The organism is Nitrospira sp. SG-bin1 (genome assembly GCA_002083365.1).
Taxonomy (GTDB): Bacteria; Nitrospirota; Nitrospiria; order Nitrospirales; family Nitrospiraceae; genus Nitrospira_D.
In genome coordinates, this window is record LVWS01000026.1 from 1 (window position 1) to 21,594 (window position 21,594).

General features: G+C 56.9%; 15 protein-coding genes. 11 read left to right on the forward strand and 4 right to left on the reverse strand.

All coding sequences use genetic code 11. The features are described 5' to 3' along the window. Positions 1-131: 131 nt before the first annotated feature. Entirely contained in the window at positions 132-1,046 is a 915-nt protein-coding gene (locus A4E19_01890) for a branched chain amino acid aminotransferase (GenBank protein OQW34237.1), read from the forward strand. 98 nt (positions 1,047-1,144) lie between these two features. Here A4E19_01890 and A4E19_01895 read toward each other — a convergent pair whose 3' ends face one another. From A4E19_01895 to A4E19_01910, 4 genes are all read right to left on the reverse strand, one after another. After that, on the reverse strand, positions 1,145-1,498 hold the full coding sequence (locus A4E19_01895) for a hypothetical protein (GenBank protein OQW34316.1): 354 nt from the start codon (positions 1,496-1,498) through the stop codon (positions 1,145-1,147). A gap of 8 nt (positions 1,499-1,506) precedes the next feature. Continuing rightward, a complete protein-coding gene (tpiA, locus tag A4E19_01900; GenBank protein OQW34317.1) occupies positions 1,507-2,289 on the reverse strand; it encodes a triose-phosphate isomerase in 783 nt (260 codons plus the stop codon). Between the two features lie 39 nt (positions 2,290-2,328). Continuing rightward, on the reverse strand, positions 2,329-3,522 hold the full coding sequence (gene pgk / locus A4E19_01905) for a phosphoglycerate kinase (protein OQW34318.1): 1,194 nt from the start codon (positions 3,520-3,522) through the stop codon (positions 2,329-2,331). Positions 3,523-3,619: 97 nt separating this feature from the next. Then, positions 3,620-4,633, reverse strand: a complete 1,014-nt coding sequence (locus A4E19_01910) for a type I glyceraldehyde-3-phosphate dehydrogenase (GenBank protein OQW34238.1) — start codon at positions 4,631-4,633, stop codon at positions 3,620-3,622. Positions 4,634-4,847: 214 nt separating this feature from the next. Here A4E19_01910 and A4E19_01915 point away from each other — a divergent pair, with 214 nt between their 5' ends. The 10 genes from A4E19_01915 to A4E19_01960 all read left to right on the forward strand — a co-directional run bounded on the left by A4E19_01915 (position 4,848) and on the right by A4E19_01960 (position 21,461). Beyond that, positions 4,848-7,259 carry a hypothetical protein gene (locus tag A4E19_01915; protein ID OQW34239.1) on the forward strand — a complete coding sequence of 804 codons (2,412 nt, stop codon included), beginning with the start codon at positions 4,848-4,850 and terminating at the stop codon, positions 7,257-7,259. 602 nt (positions 7,260-7,861) lie between these two features. Further along, positions 7,862-9,481, forward strand: coding sequence for a hypothetical protein (locus tag A4E19_01920; protein OQW34240.1), 1,620 nt, complete (start codon positions 7,862-7,864; stop codon positions 9,479-9,481). Between the two features lie 1,064 nt (positions 9,482-10,545). Next, positions 10,546-11,481 carry a glycine--tRNA ligase subunit alpha gene (locus A4E19_01925; protein ID OQW34241.1) on the forward strand — a complete coding sequence of 312 codons (936 nt, stop codon included), beginning with the start codon at positions 10,546-10,548 and terminating at the stop codon, positions 11,479-11,481. A gap of 6 nt (positions 11,482-11,487) precedes the next feature. Then, a complete protein-coding gene (locus tag A4E19_01930) occupies positions 11,488-13,674 on the forward strand; it encodes a hypothetical protein (protein OQW34242.1) in 2,187 nt (728 codons plus the stop codon). Between the two features lie 58 nt (positions 13,675-13,732). After that, entirely contained in the window at positions 13,733-14,224 is a 492-nt protein-coding gene (locus A4E19_01935) for a hypothetical protein (GenBank protein ID OQW34243.1), read from the forward strand. Between the two features lie 29 nt (positions 14,225-14,253). Beyond that, positions 14,254-17,085: a pyruvate, phosphate dikinase gene (locus tag A4E19_01940; protein OQW34244.1), complete on the forward strand. Its 2,832-nt coding sequence runs from the start codon at positions 14,254-14,256 to the stop codon at positions 17,083-17,085. A gap of 26 nt (positions 17,086-17,111) precedes the next feature. After that, positions 17,112-18,200, forward strand: a complete 1,089-nt coding sequence (locus A4E19_01945) for a riboflavin biosynthesis protein RibD (protein OQW34245.1) — start codon at positions 17,112-17,114, stop codon at positions 18,198-18,200. Then, positions 18,197-19,486, forward strand: coding sequence for a hypothetical protein (locus tag A4E19_01950; protein ID OQW34246.1), 1,290 nt, complete (start codon positions 18,197-18,199; stop codon positions 19,484-19,486). The genes A4E19_01945 and A4E19_01950 overlap by 4 nt, the downstream gene beginning before the upstream one ends. Then, on the forward strand, positions 19,483-20,295 hold the full coding sequence (locus A4E19_01955; GenBank protein OQW34247.1) for a hypothetical protein: 813 nt from the start codon (positions 19,483-19,485) through the stop codon (positions 20,293-20,295). Before A4E19_01950 ends, A4E19_01955 begins: the two co-directional genes overlap by 4 nt. Continuing rightward, on the forward strand, positions 20,292-21,461 hold the full coding sequence (locus tag A4E19_01960; GenBank protein ID OQW34248.1) for a hypothetical protein: 1,170 nt from the start codon (positions 20,292-20,294) through the stop codon (positions 21,459-21,461). Before A4E19_01955 ends, A4E19_01960 begins: the two co-directional genes overlap by 4 nt. The last annotated feature ends 133 nt before the right edge of the window (positions 21,462-21,594 follow it).

The following is a 21,594-nucleotide window of genomic DNA, read 5'->3' on the forward strand; positions in this document are numbered from 1 at the left end:
TTCGTCAATTTACACACGCGGCTTGACATCACCCACTGGTCCCTTTGCTTGACCCGCGTGTGACCTCAGGCTATAGTCCCTCCATCCATTGATTCGGAACTGCCAATCATCCATTGCTGGAGTTGTCTTCGATGTTGGAACCGGTTGAAAAGATTTGGATGGACGGACAGTTTGTGAAGTGGGGAGAGGCCAATGTTCATATTCTCACCCATTCGCTGCACTACGGCCTTGCGGCGTTTGAAGGGATTCGGTGCTACAAGGGGAAATCGGGGTCCGCGATCTTTCGGCTTCAGGAACATGTCGATCGCCTGTTTGATTCGGCTCATATCGGCATGATGGCCATGCCGTACGACAAAAAGCAGATCGCCGATGCCATCATCGAGACCGTTCGTATCAATCGTCTCGATGCCTGTTACATTCGCCCCTTGGTCTATATCGGATATGGTGCGATGGGCGTCCATCCAGGGGACAATCCGATTCGCGTGGGCATTGCCGCTTGGAGGTGGGGAGCCTATTTGGGTGACGACGCGTTGGCCAACGGGATGCGCGCCTGTGTATCGTCCTTCACGAGACACCATGTGAATGTCTCCATGACCAGGGGAAAGATTTCCGGGTATTATGTGAACTCCATCATGGCCAAACGGCAGGCGAAGGCCGACGGATATGACGAGGCGATTCTTCTCGATCCCGAGGGCTACGTTGCCGAAGGAACGGGAGAGAACGTGTTCATCATTCGCCGGGGCGTTCTCAAGACGACGCCGTTGACGTCGGTGCTCGAAGGAATCACGCGAAACTCCGTCATCCAATTGGCTCAAGAGCGAGACATCCAGGTTGTGGAAGAACGGTTTACGCGCGATGAGATGTATATCGCCGACGAAGTCTTCGTGACGGGAACTGCGGCTGAGTTGACCCCGGTCCGAGAAATCGACAACCGGCGCATCGGAACTGGTACCCCTGGACCGATTACACGCAGCCTCCAAGATGCCTTTTTTTCGATCGTGCGCGGAGAAGATGCTACGCACGACTCCTGGCTCACGCGTATCTAAGCAAGCTTCAATCCGATACACGTCGACTGTCAATCGAGCGTAATAGAACCGGATTCTCTCGGCTGGCGAACGACCAAGGACGGTTGGCGAAGTATGGATCAATGACCCGACGCGGGAGCCTCTCCAGAAGGATGCGACTCGCCTGAAGACTGAGCCGGTGGTGCAGCCTGGGGAGCAGCCGGTTCACTCGCGGGCTGCATATCGATGACGGTCGAAGAAACGTTTCGTTGCTTGGCTAAAATGGCCAGGCTGAGGGACGTCAGCATGAATACCGCTGCCACGACGACGGTCAGCTTGCTCAGAAAGTTGGCCGGGCCACGGCTGCCGAACACCGTCTGACTGGATCCTCCGAAAGCAGCACCGATCTCCGCTCCTTTCCCCGATTGGAGAAGAATCGCTCCGATCATCAGAAAGCAGATGAAGACATGGACGATGACAATCAACGTATACAGCATGAGATTCAGACTCCGATTGATCGAGCGGCTGAAGCGGCCGCGGCAATTGTAGCAAAGGACTCGACTTGGAGACAAGCACCGCCGATGAGCGCGCCGTCGATCTGATCCGAGGCCAGCAGCGATTCGATATTCTGGGGTGTGACGCTTCCTCCATAAAGAACCCTCGTGCAGTCTGCGACCGAGGAAGTTCGGATGGCGCCGAGGACATCACGAATGGTGCGATGGGCGGCGACCGCTTGCTCGACCGTCGCGGACTTACCGGTGCCGATGGCCCAGACCGGTTCATACGCGATGGTGACAGAAGCCAGCGCTTCCGTGGTCAGATCCGACAGACTCTCGCGCAATTGCCGTGTCAGGACGTCATCCGTCGAACCGTTCTCTCGTTGCGCGAGCGACTCGCCGATGCAGAGAATCGGACGGAGCCCGTGTTTGAGTGCCGCTCGGACTTTCTTTTGAATGAGGTCGCCCTGTTCGCCAAAGAGCGTTCGCCGTTCGGAATGGCCAAGAATCACATAGCGACACCCCAGGTCTTTCAGCATCGGCGCGGAAATCTCTCCGGTATAGGCCCCGTGATCTTCCCAGAACATGTCCTGCGCTCCAAGTTGAATGGGAGCGGAAGCACCCAGCGCCCTGCGCACCGATTCCAAGGCGGTAAAGGGAGGAGCGACGACGAGCTCAACGGTTGCGGACGGACCGGGAAGACGTGTAAGCAACTCGCGAATGAAAATGGCCGCTTCAGACGCGGTCTTGTTCATTTTCCAATTGCCGACGATCAGGACAGGACGCACGGTCATCCTTGGATGTCTCTCGCGTGTGAAGATGGTCGTTCAGTTTTGGCGGTCAGGCAAGGCCGCGAGACCCGGAAGCGTTTTGCCTTCGAGCAATTCGAGGGCCGCGCCGCCACCGGTCGAGATAAACGACATATTCTCCGATACACCGGCCCGATGAACGGCCAAGGCGGTCTCGCCGCCGCCGACGATCGTCAGGGCGTAGGCATCGGCGATGGCATGGGCCATGGCGAGTGTGCCTCTCGCATACGCATCGATTTCAAACACCCCCATTGGTCCGTTCCATAGGATGGTTTTGGCATTTTGGACCGCCTCATTGAAAAGTTTGACGGAAGCCGGACCGATATCGAGGGCATACCACCCTTTGGGAATTTCCTGTACCGGGACGATTTTCGTTTCTGCGCCCACCTCTCGGCTGGCCGCGACCACACAGTCGACGGGCAAGTAGAACTTGACCCCGCGTGAGAGGGCGTGGTCCTCGATACCTCTGGCAAAGTCCAGCATGTCCATCTCGCACAGAGAATTGCCGATCTCCATGCCTTTGGCCTTCAAGAACGTAAAGGCCATCCCGCCGCCGATGATGACTTTATCGACCTTCTTACCCAGGTTTTCAATCACACCGATCTTGCCCGACACCTTCGCTCCTCCGAGAATCGCGGCAAACGGCCGGACCGGATTGGCGACGGCTCCTTCAAGATATTCGATTTCTTTCTTGAGCAGCGCTCCCGCCGCGGAATCCTTGATGTGCTTGGTGATTCCAACCGTCGACGCATGGGCTCGGTGTGCCGCCCCAAAGGCGTCATTGATGAAGACGTCACCCAACGAGGCGAGGGCCTTCGCAAAATCATCGTCATTTTTTTCCTCGCCGGCATGAAAACGGAGATTTTCCAGCAGGAGGACATCCCCGTCCTTCATCTTGGCGACCAATTTTTCGACGGCCGGACCTATGCAGTCCGGTGCGAAAATGACATCCTTTCCGAGCAGTCGTCCGAGACGCTTGGCCACCGGGGCGAGGCTGTATTTTGGATCAAAGGCTCCCTTCGGGCGACCGAGATGAGAGCAAAGGATGACCTTAGCGCCCTCATCGACCACTCGATTGATCGTGGGCAAGGTCGAGCGAATGCGGGTGTCGTCCGTGATCTGCAGTGACTCATCGAGCGGAACGTTGAAATCGGCCCGGATGATGACCCGTTTGCCACGAAGTTGCACATCGTCGATGGTTTGTTTGTGCAAGTTCACGGATGCTCCTTCAGTTAGGCGCCGAACGCGTGGAAATGAGAGAGATGGATAGGTGTGAAAACCGCTTCGCTCATTTTCCGGCCATAGTCCTTTAGGCCGCCGTCGATTTTCCGGCAAGAACCTTGACGAGGTCGCGGACGCGGCAGGAATAGCCCCACTCGTTGTCGTACCACGCCGTGACTTTGACCAGGCGCTTGTCCACGACGTTGGTCAACGGGGCATCGACGGTGGCCGAGTGAGCGTCTCCTTTTTGGTCGATCGAAACGATAGGGTCTTCGGAATACTTGAGAATGCCCTTCAGGGGGCCCTCCGCGGCTTTCTTGAAGGCGGCATTGACGGATGCGACGTCACAATCCTTCTCGGTTTCCACCGTCAGGTCGACCAGTGAGACGTTCGGCGTGGGTACCCGAATGGCGAGCCCATCCAACTTGCCCTTGAGTTCAGGAATCACGAGGTGCAGCGCTTTGGCCGCGCCGGTGCTGGTGGGAATCATCGACATGCCGGCGGCGCGGGCACGTCGAAGGTCTTTGTGAGGCAGGTCCAGCAACTGCTGATCGTTGGTATAGGAATGGATCGTCGTCATGATTCCGTGCTTGATGCCGAACGTTTCCAGCAGAACTTTGGCGACCGGAGCCAGGCAGTTGGTTGTGCAAGAGGCATTGGACACAATATGATGTGATTTCGGGTCGAACTTATTGTCGTTTACACCCAAGACGATGGTCACATCGGGATCTTTCGCCGGAGCAGAAATAATCACGTGCTTGGCACCGGCGGAGAGATGTTTGCCGGCCGCTTCCCGATCGGTGAATCGCCCGGTCGATTCAATTACCACGTCGACGTTCAGTGCCTTCCAGGGCAACTCCTTCGGATCTTTGATCGCGAGGACTTGAATGGGTGTCCCATCGACGAGAATCTGGTTTTCCTTGGCCTCCACCGTGGCCGGCAGGGTTCCGTGCACGGAGTCGTATTTGAGAAGATAAGCAAGCGTTTTGGCGTCCGTGAGATCGTTGATGGCGACGATCTGCAGATCTTTGTCGCCCATCGAAGCGCGCAAGACGTTGCGCCCGATGCGTCCGAATCCATTGATTCCAATTCGAATGGCCATAGCGTAATCCTCTACGTGATGATGGGGTTCAGTATAACGGGCGTTACAGTGGAACAAGCGATAGTATCGATGCCCTCTCCTTCTTGTCAAGGTTTGGGGAGGTCGATGGGATGAAAAAGGTAAAAAGATCTGGTAGTTCCAAGCGTTGCCGATCTTGCACGATCTCCGTTAAAGTTTCAGGTTCGGTCCGGTGTGTTCTCCATTCGACATGAGTATGACCTTATCAGATCATGCGATGCAGGTACTGGAGTGGCCTCGTGTATTGGAATGCCTGGCCCAGCAGGCGCAGTCCACTGTGGGGATCGCAAGATGCCGGACGCTTTCCCTTGCGAATGAGTTTTCGGATGCCTGGCGGCGTCAACAAGAGACGACCGAAATGGCGAGGTTGCTGGAAGGGAGTGATCCGATGCCGGTCCTCACCTTTCCCGACATTCGTGAACAGCTGACTCGATCCAAGAAGGGTGGGGTCCTTGAAGCCGGTGAGTTACGAGACTGTGTGGCCGTGCTGGCTCTGATGGCGGAGGTAGAACGATATGCCGGCTCTCACAAAGGCGAGATGGAGACCCTGGAACGGGTCTTGGCACCGCTTCATGCCACAAAAACGTTGAACGTGGTCCTGAAAGCCATTGACGTCGCGATTCAGTCCGACGGTTCCATGAAAGATACGGCTTCGCCGGAGCTGCGGCGCCTGACGCACCAAGCGCAGGGGTTGAAGCAGGACATGCGGCAGCATCTGGAGCAGATCCTTCATTCGAAGCGCTATGAGGAGGTGTTACAAGAGTCGTACTTTGCCCAACGGGAGGGACGGTATGTGGTGCCGGTGAAGGCGGACATGCGCGGGAGAATTCCCGGGATTGTGCACGATGTGTCGGCCAGCGGAGCGACCGTTTTTCTGGAACCCCGAGAGTTGGTTGAGCTCAACAATTCCATCAAGGTGGCGGATCTGGAAATTGAGCGTGAGGTTCAGCGTATCCTCCGGGAACTCTCCGCGTTGGTGGCGTCAAAAGCTGCCGAGATCGAGCCAGGGATCGAAGTACTGGCTGAATGGGATGTGATCAGAGCGAAAGCCGAGATGGGCCGCCGACTGAAGTGCAACCCCGTCGCATTGAATGAAGATGGTCGGGTGATGCTCAAGCAGGCCCGGCATCCGCTGTTGCTCATCGCAAAAGATCAGGTCGTGGCGAACGACATCTACATGGACGAAACGATCCGCGTGCTCGTCATCTCCGGGCCGAATACGGGAGGGAAGACCGTCACCCTTAAGATCGTCGGGTTGTTTGCGCTCATGGTGCGGGCGGGGTTGCATCTCCCCTGTGCGCCGGAGTCTGAGATGGCCCTGTTTACCGATCTCTATGCCGATATCGGCGATGCGCAGGATTTGAGCCGCGATCTATCCAGTTTTTCCGCTCACATGACGCACATGATCCGACTTCTTTCCGAGAGTCCTGCCGTGCCAATGTCGACGGAACGTTCCGCGCCGCGCTTCCTGGTGCTGCTTGATGAGCCGGTGACCTCGACCGATCCTCAAGAAGGGGCGGCATTGGCGGAAGCACTCCTGCGCCGTTTGTCCGAGATGAACATGAAAGTCGTGGCGACCACACACTATGGCGGACTGAAAGAATTGGCGCAGACGACGCGCGGGTTCGCCAACGCCAGCGTGGAATTCGATGTCGAACGTCTGGCGCCGACCTATCGATTGTTCATCGGAATTCCAGGCGGGTCGTCTGCTCTGGAGATCGCCGGTCGGCTCGGCATGGATCAAGATATTTTGGACGATGCGAGGAAGCGGTTGCGTCGCGAAGACCGACGCCTCGACGAATTAATGGCAGATTTACAGCGCCAACAACGCCAATTGGCGGAAGATGGTGAGAGGGCCCGACTGGCCAGACAAGAAGCCGAACAGGCGGCTCGTGACGCGGAAGCGCTTCGAATTCAACTCCAGGAAGCAGAGCAGGAAGCTCGACGGGGGCTCAAGAAAAAACTCGGCGAACAATTTCAACGGGCACGGGCTGAAGTCCAGGCCACCGTCGATTCCTTGAAGCGTGAGCAGAAACTCATCAAGGCCAAGGAGACGAAAGAGCGGTTGCATGAGTTGGAGACGAAAGTCAGGCAGGAACTTGTGCCGGCCGGCGGATCGATCCCACTGGAGCAACTCGGTATCGGCGACGTCGTGGAAATCACCGGCTTGGGCATGGTGGGGAGTCTGTTGGAAACGCCACAAGGGAAAAAACGTGTCCGCGTCAAGGTCGGGGAGGGTGAAATTTTGGCCAGCGTGTCGAACCTCGTCGGCATCGAGCAGGAACAAGACGCGACGATAGAACGAATGACATCATCCCCGTCACGTCCTCGCCCGGTTCCAACGAGTAGTAGACTGGGGCTGGATGAACAGACGGTGGTGGATGTGCGAGGGCAAGCGGCCGATGAAGCGCTGGATCAAGTCGTGGCAGCCTTGGATCGGGCAACTCTCGACGGAGCTCCGTATCTCCGGATTATTCATGGCCATGGGACCGGTCGACTCAAATCCGTCTTGCGCGACTATCTGAAAGATTCGCCCTATGTGGCCAACTTTCGCCCAGGTGACAAAGCCGAGGGCGGAGATGGCGTGACCGTCGCAAAATTGCGGTGAGTGTTTTCGTGTGTTTTTCATGTGGCAGGGGGCTTCAACATATTTCGATGCTCCCCTGTATAGTTTTTGATCCACCCAGTATCTAACTCGATACCGCATCTGATTCAGCCATCAATCCGCTCCATACCCTATGTGGTTCCCTTGGTGGTGTAACTGACTGCTCTTGTGGTGATTTTGAGTAACTCGTCATATGTAGTTTTTGCATGGTATCAAGTTTGCTTTGTCGTTGCATGCCTCAGGTTTGTACAGGAACTGTTTATCACGAGTCTAAATTTTCAGGGTCTTGTCATCGATCAGCCTTTGAAGAACGTTCACGTAGGAACTATGTCTAACCAAGAGGGTCATCATGCGCAAAACAACATTCTGTGAAACGAAGGGTCGGAAGGCACCGAAGATGAAGCGCCTAAGAGAATTGGAGCAAGAGAACGGCCTGCTCAAGCTTCTGTACGCCGATCTGCTGCAGAAGTTCTCGTCGTTGAAGGACGGACTGACCAGAAGCGCAAGGGTTTGTTAAGCGACCGAGGCTTCACTCACCGGTGAGTTTGGCTGTCCGTTGATCAGCCAGAGTCTCGTGCCTGTGCTACTGAGAAAGGAGATCACCAATGCCGAGGAAGGGAAAGCCCAATGCTGATCTCAAGGTGACGGTCTCGCCATTCGGTCCGACCCGTGAAGAACTACAGGCGATCGGGGAACGTGTGCTGACACTGGAACAGGTACGCAAGTACATCGGTCGAAGCAAGACGCGATTGCTGTACGTTGAAGCGCTTGATGATGATGGTGATAAGGGGAAAAAGCCTCAGCCGCCCAAACGATTTCGGGCTACGCTGTATGACAGCACAAACCACCGCACGATCTTCGTCGACGGCGGCTTGCGCGATGCGCGGCGCGTGGATATCACCGAATCGGCGCTGCCGCCGCACCCGTCGGGCGAGGAGTTTACCGCCGCCGTGAGAATTCTCCGTGGCGATCCGACGTTTGCCGCGGCGCTTGATGCGCGCCAAATCGAGACTTATCAGCCTATTCCCGCCCTTGCGTTGAATGAATTGCCGGATGGCCGTATCGAGCGGTGTATTGCGATCGGGTTGCTGCCCCGCGGCGGAGACGCGCAGCACGAGATTGTGGCGGTTGACCTGGCGCGTCGGCAGATCATGCGCTACGAAGAACGTGTACCGCCGAATGTCCGGCCCCGCAACCGGGGCTTGTGCGGTGTGCCGCACGACGCCAACCAGGCCACGGCCTCGAAAGGTACCGCCGGGCAGGTCTGGGTGACGGTAACGCAAGGAGGGCAGACGCTATGGCGCTTTCTAGCGGTGCGGCCGGCTGCTTCGAGTGGAACCAACGGCTCCGGAATCGAGCTGCGTTATGTCGACTACAAAGGTAAACGGGTTCTTTACCGCGCGCACGTGCCGATTTTGAACGTCAAGTACGATGGCAATGCCTGTGGGCCTTATCGCGACTGGCAGTACCAAGAAGGCATGATCCAGGCGACCGGCACTGACGTGGCGCCGGGTTTTCTTTTCTGCCCAGCACCAGCCCGGACTATCATCGACACCGGATCGGATACCGGTAACTTCCTTGGTGTCGGTATCTATGTCCTGTTTAACGAGGTTGTGTTTGTAAGCGAAATGGAGGCCGGCTGGTATCGGTACATCAGTCAGTGGCGGCTGCATGCCAACGGCACAATTCGCCCACGGTTCGCGTTTGCCGCGGTCGAGAGTACCTGTGTGTGCAACGTCCACCACCACCATGTCTACTGGCGGCTCGACTTTGATATTCGCACCGCCGGCAACAATCGCGTGCGCGAGTTCAACGATCCGCCGCTCATCGGCGCCAGTAAGTGGCACGACAAACGCTTCGAAATCCGCCGCCCTCGTGACTTCGCACGCAAGCGCAAATGGCGTGTTGAGAACACCCTTACGGGCGAGGGCTATGAGATCGTGCCGAATGCCGGTGATGGGATGGCCACAGCCATGCCTGACTCGCCGTTCGGCCGGGGCGATGTTTGGGTCTTGCGCTATCACGGCAGTGAGATCGACGACGGTGTGGTTGCCGTAGGGCCGCCGTATGAAGCTGATATTGACCGCTGGGTCAATGGTGAAGCGATCAACAATCACGATGTCGTGATCTGGTACGGCGGGCATTTTACGCATGACGTAAATCACGAGGGCCCGGCGCTGCACGGGCACATCGTCGGGCCAGATCTGAAGCCGGTGAATTGGTAGTGCGGTAGGGGCAGCGAACGGTTTGCGGTGTGTGATCAGACTGTCAGTCCTTAATGGCTACGTTGACTGGGGAATCAGACGGCTCAAATCCGCCCTGCGCGAGTATCTGAACGAGTCGCCCTCTGTGGCAGAGTTTCGTGCGGGTGATCGAGCCGAGGGAGGGGATGGCGTGACGGTGGTGAAGTTGCGGTGAAGGTCTGAAAAGGCCTCAGAATAATTATCCTCTAACCTCTTATTATCGTAGTTCCTCCTCGTGCGCATCTCGTGAATCGTTTCCTGACGGTATGGTTTCCGATCACTTCAGTATCTGAATAGATACGCCTTCATATCCAACAGTTTGGCGAGTCCCTCATTTTTTTTCGAATCACATGATCCATATACCTAACGAAGGTGATGGGGTTTCTATCCTCTTGAAGTCGGGGTTGATGTGGAATCGACCTTGCAGGTTATCAAGTGTCTCGTCTGTAGAAGTGAAAATCGACGTAGATGTGATGCAAAGCGATACGCAGGTGTTTTTCAACGGTCATCTCGAATAGGAGGTCGTTATGTACAGGTTCAAATCAATTGAAGAGCAAAATCGAAGATCGTCCGATGCGAAACGCCTCAGAGAGCTGCAGTATGAGAACGATTTCCTGAAACTTCTCTACACGGATCTGTTGGCGAAGACCGTGGTGTTGAAGGGTGGTCTCGCAAGAGGTTTGAAGGAATGCTAAGCGGGAAAAGTTCCGTGGTTGACCGCTTCGCGCTGATCGTTCAGTTCAGTGGAGCAGCTTGATGACCGGTGTGAAGGGCGAGTCGATGTTCCGAGTTACATATTGGTTTGGCTGAGAACGGCTGAACAAATATCGTGATCAGTCGCACATATAACAATGGAGGTTCGCTCGAACGTTATCTCGGTGTGACGACCGATGTCGTTTAAATCACGACAGGCATCCATGCCGGATCGCTTCATTTGCAAGTGATTGATCCAGAGAGCATTCCTTGACAGAGGAAAAGCATTCTTGCTAGCTTTGCACCACTAAAGAAAGCATCGAATCACCTCTCCCGACCAGGCTGTAGGTTCAGTGACATTCCAAGAACTTATCCTTGCCCTCCATCGATTCTGGGCCGATCACGGTTGTGTCGTCCATCAACCCTATGACATGGAAATGGGTGCGGGGACGTTTCATCCGGCCACCTTTTTGCGATCACTCGGACCGGAACCGTGGCGGGCGGCCTATGCACAGCCCTGCCGTCGTCCGACGGACGGCCGCTATGGGGAAAATCCCAACCGCATGCAGCATTATTATCAGTATCAGGTTGTCCTAAAACCGGCGCCCGACAACATCCAGGAGCTGTATCTGGAGAGTCTGGCCCGGCTGGGAATCGATCCGAAGCAACACGACATCCGCTTCATCCAGGATGATTGGGAATCGCCGACGTTGGGAGCGTGGGGGCTCGGCTGGGAAGTGCGGTTGGATGGGATGGAGATCACCCAATTCACCTACTTTCAAGAAATCGGCGGGATCGAGCTCAGCCCGATCACGGGTGAAATCACGTATGGGACCGAGCGGATCGCCATGTATTTGCAGCAGGTGAACAACGTATTTGATCTGGCCTGGACGGATTCGATCAAATACGGTGACATTCATCATGAAACCGAGGTGCAGGGGTCGCGCTACAACTTCGAAGAGGGCGACGTGCCGATGCTGATGCAGATGTTTCAGTCGTATGAGGCGGAGTGCAAGCGGCTGCTGGTGCAGACCGACAAGCGGTTGACTCTGCCGGCCTACGACTACTGCATCAAGTCGTCCCATGCGTTCAACCTCCTGGATGCACGTGGTGCCATCAGTGTCGCGGAACGGACCGGCTACATCGCCAGAGTACGGGCGCTGGCCAGGCACTGTGCCGAGCGCTATATCGAAGAGCGGGCGGCGATGGGCCATCCGTTGTTGACTCGTGAGAGTAAAGCCGTGAAGTCCGTCAAAGCCCGCTCAAAAGCCGGAGCGGGTCGAACGTAGTCTGTTATGCCGACGAAAAAGAAAGCAGGACATCGGAGCGCGCCCAGGAAAGGCGGAGGGACATCCGCACCTTCCGTGGCTGAATTGCTGCTGGAGATCGGTGTGGAGGAACTGCCCTATCAATTCATTGTCCCCGCGCTGGCGTCCCTCAAGGAATCAGTCGAACGTTCATTGAACGATCTGCGGCTCACTTTTCAATCTGTCCGCACCATGGGCACACCGCGTCGACTCACGATCGTGGTGGATGGTCTGGCGACGAAGCAGACCTCCATGACGAAAGAGGCGATGGGACCCTCGAAGGCCGTCGCGTTCGACCAAACCGGCCAGCCGACCAGGGCAGCCACAGGATTCGCCTCGGGTCAAGGTGTCGCCGTCCAGGATCTGCAGATACGCCGGACCCCGAAAGGCGAGTATTTGTTCGCGGTGAAGCGTGAAGAAGGCCGTCCGGTTGCGGCGGTGCTGACCGAAACGCTGCCGCAACTGGTGTCGGATCTTGCGTTTCCCAAGGCGATGAAATGGAATGAAACCGGTGTACGCTTCGCCCGTCCGGTCCGATGGATCGTGGCACTCTTAGGAGGCTCGGTGCTTCCTATCGAAGCGGCCGGGATCACGGCATCGAATCGGACGAAGGGCCATCGGGTCTTGGGTGCAGGGAAATGGGTATCCGTTCGAGATGCCGCTTCCTACATTGGTGCATTGGAGCGTCAAGGCGTCATCGTCGATCCCCAGCGCCGCCGCAAACTGATTGAGGAACAGATCGCCGCCATTTGCCGCAAGACCGGCTTTCAATTGAACGAAGACGAAGCCTTGCTCGACCAGGCGGTGTACTCGACGGAGCATCCGGTCTCGGTCATCGGGTCATTCAAGGACGCTTATCTGGACGTGCCGGAGGAGATTCTCATCACCTCGATGAAGGAGCACCAAGGATTTTTTTCGTTACGGCAAAAGAGCACCGGGAAACTGGCGGCGCATTTCATTGCCGTGGCCAACAATCCCGTCAAGAACATGACGCTCATTCGCGAAGGCAACGAGCGGGTATTGGCGGCGCGATTAGCAGATGCCAAATTCTTTTTCGACGAAGATCGAAAGGTGTCTCTTGAAGAGCGGACGAAAAAGTTGAGCGGGGTCACGTTCCATCACAAGCTCGGCACGATGGCGCAGAAGCAGGAGCGGGTCAAAAAACTAGCCGGCTTCATGGTCGGTCACCTATATTCCGAGCAAGATGAGCTTCGTCAGGTTTGCGATCGAGCGGCGTCGTTGTGCAAAGCCGATCTCGTGACCGGCATAGTGGGTGAGTTTCCGGAGTTGCAAGGCATCATGGGTGGCGAGTATGCCCTGCACGATGGAGAATCTCCCGCGGTGGCTCAAGCCATTCGTGAGCAGTATCTTCCCAAGGCGATCGAAGGGGAGTTGCCCAAGACATTGTCGGGACAGTTTCTTTCTCTGGCCGATCGACTGGACTCCATTGCCGCGTTTTTCCATGTCGGGATCGTGCCCACCGGTTCGGAAGATCCCTTTGCACTCCGGCGGCACGCGACAGCGATTGTGCGGATTATTCTCGAAGGTAATCTCCGTACGGATGTGGCGAGATACATTCATCACGCGCGAAGTCTCGTTTCAGATGACGGTTTCAAAGGACTTCAGGATTCAGAGCGGCACGGCGTCAGTCGGATCACGGACTTTATCTTGGAGCGGGTTCGGCATTACAGCCGAGTGGTACACCTCTTGAGAGATGACGTCATTGATGCGGTTCTCCAGCCCGTTCGTGACAAACCGCTGGACCTCGTCGATCTGGTGCAGAAGATGAAGGCGCTCGAAGCCGTGACGAGCAAACCGGAGTTCGATCCCTTGATCGTCGGTTTCAAGCGGGCTCACCGCCTGGTAGAAAAAGAACAGTGGGAACACCTGCCGGTTGATCCGGCGAAATTTCAGGATGCCTCAGAATCGGCGCTTTACAATGTACTCAACGTAGACGGAGAGAAGATGGGATTGGACCTGACGGCCGGCGACTATCATGAGGCATTGAATGTCTTGGTAGGGCTTAGGCCCAGTATTGATGCATTTTTTGAAGCCGTGATGGTCAACGCAGAAGATAAGGCGATCCGCGGCAATCGGCTGTCGCTGCTCAAAAAGGTCGATGATCTGTTCATGTCATTCGCGGACTTTTCCCGGATTGTGGTACAAGGGCGGTAGGTTGAATCGGGCGGACAACGGACTGCTCTAGAGCGGATCGGACACAACGGGAGTGGTCATGGATCAGCCGATGACGGACGAATCCCGTCGGGCGGACAAGATCCGACGATTTTCTCTTGTGGTCTCGCTGATCCTGGTGGTGCTGTGCAATGCCATTCTTCTCGGCGGGCTTGCGCTCAGCGGCATCAATCTGGATGACTTGGTCAAGACGCCCGATTTTTTCAATGCCAAGCAGGATGTGTGTCTTCGTCTCACGTGGCAGTCGGTGCCGGGAACCAATGAACCGGTTCGGCTCTGTTCCGAATGGCTTAACCTCTCCGACCCGAGCGGAACACCCCATTATCTCCAGCCCGACATGAAGCTCAAGAAAGGGCTTGACGGCCAGTACTACGTCGATCAAGGTATTCGGGCTGACTATCGGTTGTTGATGCTGATGCTGTTTGTCGCTGCTATTATCATCGGTGGCGTACGAGCGAAATGGTTCTTGGTGAACCGCTATCGGCTCCGTCTGGAATCGGCGGACGGTCGTCGCGCGTCGCCCGCTCATTGATACGCACACTTCCTGGAAGGAGAAGTCACGTGGCAAAGAAATACGTCTACTATTTCGGCGACGGCAAAGCCGAGGGCACCTCGAACATGAAGGAGCTGCTCGGTGGAAAGGGTGCGGGATTGGCCGAGATGACGAATCTCGGTATCTCCGTCCCGCCCGGTTTCACGATCACGACGGAAGCCTGTATCGAATACTATAAGTACGGTAAGAAATATCCACCAGGGATGTGGGAGGCGACGTTGGCCGCCCTGAAGCGTGTGGAGCGATCGATGGGCATGGGATTCGGCAATCCCGAAAAGCCGTTGCTAGTGTCCGTGCGATCCGGTGCCCGGGCCTCGATGCCGGGCATGATGGACACGGTGCTCAATGTGGGCCTTACGCTGAAGACGGTGGAAGGGCTTGCCGCCAAGACGAAGAACGAGCGGTTCGCCCAAGACAGCTATCGTCGCTTCGTCACGATGTTCGGCAATATCGTGATGGGGGTGCCCCGCGAACATTTTGAAGCGATTCTGAACCATAAGAAAGAAGAAATGGGCGTGACCCACGAGACGCAATTGGACGCGCGGGGCTTGCGGGATCTCGTTGGGCGATTCAAGTCGTTGGTGAAGGAAGAAACCGGGAAGGAGTTTCCGGATGATCCGATCGAACAGCTCCGGATGGCGATCAATGCCGTCTTCTCGTCGTGGAATGGTGCACGCGCCATTACCTATCGGCGGTTGAACGGGATTCCGGACCATTGGGGTACCGCCGTCAACGTGGTCGCGATGGTGTTTGGCAACATGGGCGATACCAGCGGGACCGGTGTGGCATTCACCCGCGATCCGAACACCGGTGAACATAAATTCTTCGGCGAATGCCTGATGAATGCGCAGGGCGAAGACGTCGTGGCCGGCATCAGAACGCCGCTGCCGGTCAGCGCGCTCGCTAAAAATGTTCCGGCTGCCTACAAGGACCTCGAACACACCTATAAGAAACTGGAAAAGCATTACCGAGACATGCTCGACCTGGAATTCACAATCCAGGAGGGCAAGCTCTACATGCTGCAGACGCGTGTCGGAAAGCGGACCGGGATCTCGGCGGTGCGTATCGCCGTCGACATGGTGAAGGAAGGATTGATTACCAAGCGTGAAGCGGTGCAGCGGGTCGGCCCCGATCAATTAGCGCAATACCTCTATCCAATTTTTGACTCGAAAGTAGAATCCAGCTCGATCCCATTGGGTAAGGGGTTGCCGGCCGGTCCCGGTGCGGCGGCGGGGAAGATCGCGCTGACCCCTGACCGCGCAGTCGAGATGAAGGCGGCCGGTCAACGGGTCGTGCTCGTTCGAGAGGAAACCAGCCCGGACGACATTCACGGCATGAACGCGGCGACCGGATTCCTGACCGCGCGCGGCGGGATGACGTCGCATGCGGCGGTGGTGGCGCGGCAGATGGGCAAAGTGTGCGTGGCCGGCTGTGAAGCGGTCCAGGTGGTCGATGTCCAATCGGTGCGGATCGGGTCGAAGGTGTTCCACGAAGGGGATTATATCTCCGTCAACGGGTCGACCGGGAATGTCTACGACGGCGACGTCCCGGTGGTGGAGTCGGAAATCATTCAAGTGGTGCAAGGGAAGCTGGATGCCAAAAAGTCGCCGAAGTACCAGCTGTTCGCCACGTTGCTCTCGTGGGCCGACGACCAACGCCGGTTGCGCGTTCGGGCCAACGCCGACGTGCCCGACCAGGCCAGGATCGCGAGAGGCTTCGGAGCGGAAGGCATCGGATTGTGCCGGACCGAACACATGTTCTTCGCAGAAGACCGTATTTCGATCATGCAAAAGATGATCTTGGCACGGACCAAGGAAGAACGTGAAAAATTTCTTGATCAACTGTTGCCGTTGCAAAAACAAGATTTTATCGGGCTCTATCGGGAGATGGAGGGTTTCCCGGTCACAATCCGTTTGCTCGATCCGCCGCTCCACGAGTTTTTGCCGAAGCGCGAGGAACTCATGGTTGAGATCGCGCAACTTGAGTTGACGGGGAATGACGGGTCCAAGCTCGAGGAGAAACGCCGATTGCTGACCCGAGTGGAGGAACTCCATGAATTCAACCCCATGCTCGGTCTGCGGGGATGTCGGCTGGGAATCACGATGCCGGAAATCACCCGCATGCAGGCGAGGGGGATCATGGAAGCGGCCTGCGAGTTGGCGAAGGAAGGCAAGAAGATCGTGCCGGAGATCATGATTCCCCTCGTGGGCATGGTCTCCGAAATGAAATCCCAGAAAGATTTGGTGAGAGAGGTCGCACAGGAGACGATGAAACGGTACGGCGTGAAATTGAATTACTTGGTCGGCACGATGATCGAGTTGCCGCGCGCGGCAGTGACGGCCGATCGGATCGCGCGGGAGGCGGAATTCTTCTCGTTTGGGACGAACGACCTGACGCAGACGACGTTTGGCTTCTCGCGCGACGATGCGGCCAAGTTCATCGATTTCTATAGGGCCGAGAAGATCATGGATTCGGATCCCTTCGCCGTGCTCGACCGCGAAGGCGTCGGTTCACTGATGAAACAGGCGATCGAAGGCGGGCGCAAGACGAGGGCCGGCATCAAGTTGGGCATCTGCGGTGAACATGGCGGCGATCCCAGCTCCGTCGAGTTTTGCCATCGGCTCGGGTTGGACTATGTGAGTTGTTCGCCGTTCCGAGTGGCCATTGCGCGGCTGGCGGCGGCACAGGCTGCGATCGCCGAAGCGGACGCCAAGCCGTCAGCATCCAAGAAAACCGCGATGGCGCGCGCCAAGACGGTGAAGTCCGCGGAGGTGTCAAAGTCTTCGAGGCGGGCCAAGCCGGCGCTCAAGACGCCTTCAGGCAGCCGCAAGAAACGGTGACGGACCGCACACGAGATCTCCACTATATGACCCTGGCGCTTCGTCTCGCCGAGAAGGGCCAGGGAACGACCAGTCCGAATCCGATGGTTGGAGCCGTCGTGGTTCGCCAAGACAAGATCGTCGGACGGGGTTTTCACCTCCGACCCGGGACTCCTCACGCAGAAATTCCCGCGCTCCGGCAGGCAGGGAAGCAGACTCAAGGCGCCACATTGTACGTGACCCTTGAGCCCTGCTGCCATCTCAAGAAACGAACCCCTCCTTGTGTCCCGGAGATCCTCCGCGCTCGTGTCCGCCGTGTGGTGATTGCGATGCAGGATCCGAATCCATCCGTAAGGGGAAAAGGAATTGCAGCGCTTCGGCGGGCCGGACTCTCGGTCACGGTCGGAGTGGCCCGCTCGAAGGCGGAGGAATTGAACAAGGCCTATTGTCATTGGATACAAACAGGTCGTCCTTATGTGACGCTCAAGGCGGGCATGACGCTTGATGGCAAGGTGGCCACGGCCTCTGGTGAATCTCGGTGGATTACCGGGGAGTTGTCCAGGAGAGAAGTCCATCAGCTCCGCGGTAGTATGGATGCGGTTCTAGTCGGAGTCGGCACAGTGTTGATCGACGATCCTGCGCTGACCGCGAGAACCGGAACAGGATTGGATAAATTGGCGTCACGGCAGCCTCTTCGCATCGTAGTCGATAGCCTCCTGCGCACTCCTTTGAAGGCACATATTCTGACACAACAGGACAAGGCTAAAACGATTATCGCCACCACTCCCGCGGCTCCTGCGGTGCGGCGATCGCAGTTTCAGAAAAAGGTTATCGAATTACTCACGCTTCCTGTAGATCGGCGTCGTGTCTCGTTGTCCGCATTGCTTCAAGAACTCGGTCGGCGCGGTATCACGTCTCTCCTCCTGGAGGGGGGGAGTGAGATCAATGCGGCGATGCTGAAGGCCAAACTGGTCGATCACATTCGTCTCTACGTGGCGCCGCTGCTGCTTGGCGGGCAGAATGCCAAGGGTGTGATCGGAGGAGAAAGTCCGGCACGGCTTGGCGGTGCGATCGCGTTACGGCATGTGATAACCAGGTTCGTCGGCAATGATGTGGTGGTGGAAGGAGATCTGTGACCGCCTTGATCTGGAGTATCAGCCTGTTGGTGTGTCTTTCCGGTAATATGATTCCAAGTTTCGCGGAAGACTCGACACCGCCTGTCACCGACGTTGCTTCGCGCATCTTACAGTACCTCGATGCTTCTGACGGAGATGAAGCCGAACGACTCCTACAAGGCATCCTCTCCGACAGGAGTGCATCCGTCGAAACCGTCTCCCAGACCATAAAGGCGGAACGAATCTATCAAAGCCAACCCCTTGGGCATCTTCCTGATGAACAGATCGTGAGCCGGGGACAGACCTATGGGCTGTCGCTGTTCATCCCGCCGACATACCGAACTTCGAAGGCCTATGCACTTGTCGTATGCCTACATGGATATGGTTTTACCGGCGAAGAATATTTGGAACGGTGGCGGACACGGTTGGGTGAGGACTATCTCTTGGCCTGTCCCACCTATCCCTCTGGGGCCTGGTTTACCAGGCGTGCTGAAGATTTGGTGTTGGAGACGATCCGGCAAGCGAAACGCCGGTATCATGTCGATCCCGACCGGGTGTTTCTTACGGGCATGTCGAACGGCGGGATCGGAGCGTGGCTGATCGGGATGCACCATGCGCCGTTGTTTGCCGGCCTTGCCCCCATGGCGAGCGGCCTGGACAATGTGCTGATGCCGTTTCTGGCGAATCTCCGAAACACACCCGTCTATATCATTCATGGAACGAAAGATCAGGTGATGCCGGTGGACCTGAGCCGCTCGATCGTCCGAGAGCTGGACCTGCTCGGGTATCCCCATGTGTATCGTGAGCATCAACGTGAGCACCCAATTGCAGGCGGACATTATTTTCCCAAGGAGGAATTGCCGGACCTTGTCGACTGGTTCGGTCATCAACGCCGTGAGCCGCTGCCGGCAAGGCTGACCATTGTGCGTGACGGCAGCCATTTTCAAGCGTTCAACTGGGTGCGCCTGGATTCGACCGATCCGATTGCGGCATTTTCGGACGATCTGGTGGACAAGCGCGACGAGCGAATCAAACGTCGGGTGTATGCCAGACTGGACGCATCGATGGTTGGACATAATCGCATCGAGGTGAAGGCCGAGCACGTCCAACGGTATAGTTTATTTCTGAACGCGCAGTTGATCGATTTCTCCAAGCCGCTTACGGTGGTGACGAACGGCCGTCTCTCGTTCGAAGGCGTCGTTATACCGTCCGTCGAAACCTTGCTGAGACAAGCCAGACTCCGACATGATCCCGAGCGACTCTTCCCCGTTCACCTCACGATTGACCTTGCGAAGCCGGCGTCATGATTACCTCATGGCGGTTTCGGCCCGGCCCTGTGACACACATGCTTGTTGTTTGCATGGGCATGGGGATTCTTGTGTCGGCCGGGCATGGCCGGTCAGACGCGTGCACGTTGTCTCAAGGTCATGGCGGGCTCATATTTCCGGTCGACAGGGTAGATCCCGGGTGGACCTGTCGATTGCAAGCCGTCATCCAAAACCATACGACTGAGAGCAAAGTAGGGCCCATCCGAACCGCTCTCTCTGAATCGCTGTATCGGCATTTGCTGGATCACCCTCCGATGACCGCGGTGTTGATCCGGCGCCTGCGCCTTGGTCTCTACCAGTCGGAAGTGCGTGGCCCAGGCCGTTTCTGGGGTGATGATGCGGAGGGCACGAAGGGCATGGTTGAACTGGTGTACGAGGATCCCGAGTCCCGTATTTACTTTCTTGAAGGAACCCATGAGAGCCGCTTGCTTCCTCACGTGTCGGGAAAAGCGGTCGTCTTCCTCAGGATGGGTGTTGTGCGCGACGCGAATGGGAACGAAGCGATGGACAGTACATTGGTCGCGTACACCAAGTTGGATAATCGGTTCCTTTCGGGCTTGGTGTCCCTTCTCCATCCGCTTGTCTCCAGGCTTGTCACGAGCCGGTTACAAAAAGGAGTGGAGACGGTGAATCGATTGGGGATGACCATGAACCAAGACCCCCAACGGGTGTTGCTCGAAGCGATGAAGCCGCCGTCGGTGGCGGAACAGCACGTAGCGTTTTTGAAAGAGGCGTTGAGAAAGAACAATGCCGACAAGGCAATCTCACGCGACAGAATGACTCCATGACCACATCGCGCAGCTTCGTCCTGATCTGCACGGTCGGCATCTTTTGTTTCATCAGCTACAACATGGTGCGGATGCCCGCCCTCTCCTTGTTCGCCGAATCGCTCGGGGCAGGCCCGGAACGGATCGGGTTGATCGTGTCCGTTTCGACCTTAACAGGTGTCTTGCTCAAACTGCCTTCCGGCGCCCTCTCCGATATCTATGGCCGGCGGTTCCTCCTGCGGATCGGCGTGGTGGCGTTCGGGCTGCCGCCGTTTCTCTATCCCTTCATTACAAGTCTGGACGCGCTGACGGCGCTGCGATTTCTGCATGGCTTGGCAACCGCCATCTTTGCACCAAGTGCCCTTGCCACTGTCGCGGAGCTCTATCGGGAACGGCGTGGTGCGGCGCTCGGGACCTATACGGCCTGCACGCAATCCGGCTCGCTCTTGGGTCCCTTTCTTGGAGGCTATCTCATCCATGCGGCGGGGTTCTCGACGGCGTTTGTCACAGCCGGTGTGTTCGGCTGCGTGGCGATGGTGTTGTTCTATAGCCTGCATCTCGACGTTTCCGTGCCGCAGCGGAAGGAACAGGGAACGGCCGCTGTGCTGTCCGAAATGTGGAAAGGGTTTTCGGTCGTCGCCAAGAATACCAAGGTGCTGATCACCAGTGTGACCGACGCCGCCAAAATGATCGCCAACGGAGCGTTAATGGCGTTTTTGCCGTTGTACGGAGTGTCGGCGGGATTGAACCCCGGTGAAGTCGGCCTGTTGTTTACCGTACAAGCGTGTACGTCGTTCTTTTCGAAGCCGATTATGGGACGAGTATCAGACCGCATGGGTCGCCAGCCGCTGATCCTTCTGGGGCTCTCCATTTGCGCCGGAACCTTTGTCTGTATCCCGCACGTGTCGATGTTTCCCGTTTTGCTCCTGCTGTCTGCGGGATTCGGGTTCGGCGAGGCGGTCGTGTCGTCTTCTTCTTCAGCTCTCGTGGCAGACAGCTCGGAATTTAAAACGCTGGGAGCCGGCATGGGGATGCAAGGAACGATCATGGACATCGGGCATGCCAGCGGTCCCCTTCTGGCCGGTCTGCTGATTGCAAGTCTGAGTTATCCCATGGCCTTCGGCGTCATCGCCGGGGTGCAGCTGCTGGCGGCGGGGGTATTCTGGGTGACGATGAAGCGAATGTAGACGCTGCCATCCCGATAACTGCTGCGATATAATGGGCGGCGTGATGAGGGAGATCGCGACCGAGAATCTTGTGATCGGCGTGCTGGCCGGTCTGGGCGTTGTGGTGCTGATTGTGCTGTTCGTCTATGTGGTG

Bases quoted from the DNA above. Each gene is read 5' to 3' on its own strand.
- A4E19_01915 (OQW34239.1), top strand. From the start codon at position 4,848: ATGACCTTATCAGATCATGCGATGCAGGTACTGGAGTGGCCTCGTGTA.
- A4E19_01945 (OQW34245.1), top strand. From the start codon at position 17,112: ATGACCCTGGCGCTTCGTCTCGCCGAGAAGGGCCAGGGAACGACCAGT.
- A4E19_01910 (OQW34238.1), bottom strand. From the start codon at position 4,633: ATGGCCATTCGAATTGGAATCAATGGATTCGGACGCATCGGGCGCAAC.
- A4E19_01930 (OQW34242.1), top strand. From the start codon at position 11,488: ATGCCGACGAAAAAGAAAGCAGGACATCGGAGCGCGCCCAGGAAAGGC.
- A4E19_01960 (OQW34248.1), top strand. From the start codon at position 20,292: ATGACCACATCGCGCAGCTTCGTCCTGATCTGCACGGTCGGCATCTTT.
- A4E19_01890 (OQW34237.1), top strand. From the start codon at position 132: ATGTTGGAACCGGTTGAAAAGATTTGGATGGACGGACAGTTTGTGAAG.
- A4E19_01935 (OQW34243.1), top strand. From the start codon at position 13,733: ATGGATCAGCCGATGACGGACGAATCCCGTCGGGCGGACAAGATCCGA.
- A4E19_01920 (OQW34240.1), top strand. From the start codon at position 7,862: ATGCCGAGGAAGGGAAAGCCCAATGCTGATCTCAAGGTGACGGTCTCG.
- A4E19_01955 (OQW34247.1), top strand. From the start codon at position 19,483: ATGATTACCTCATGGCGGTTTCGGCCCGGCCCTGTGACACACATGCTT.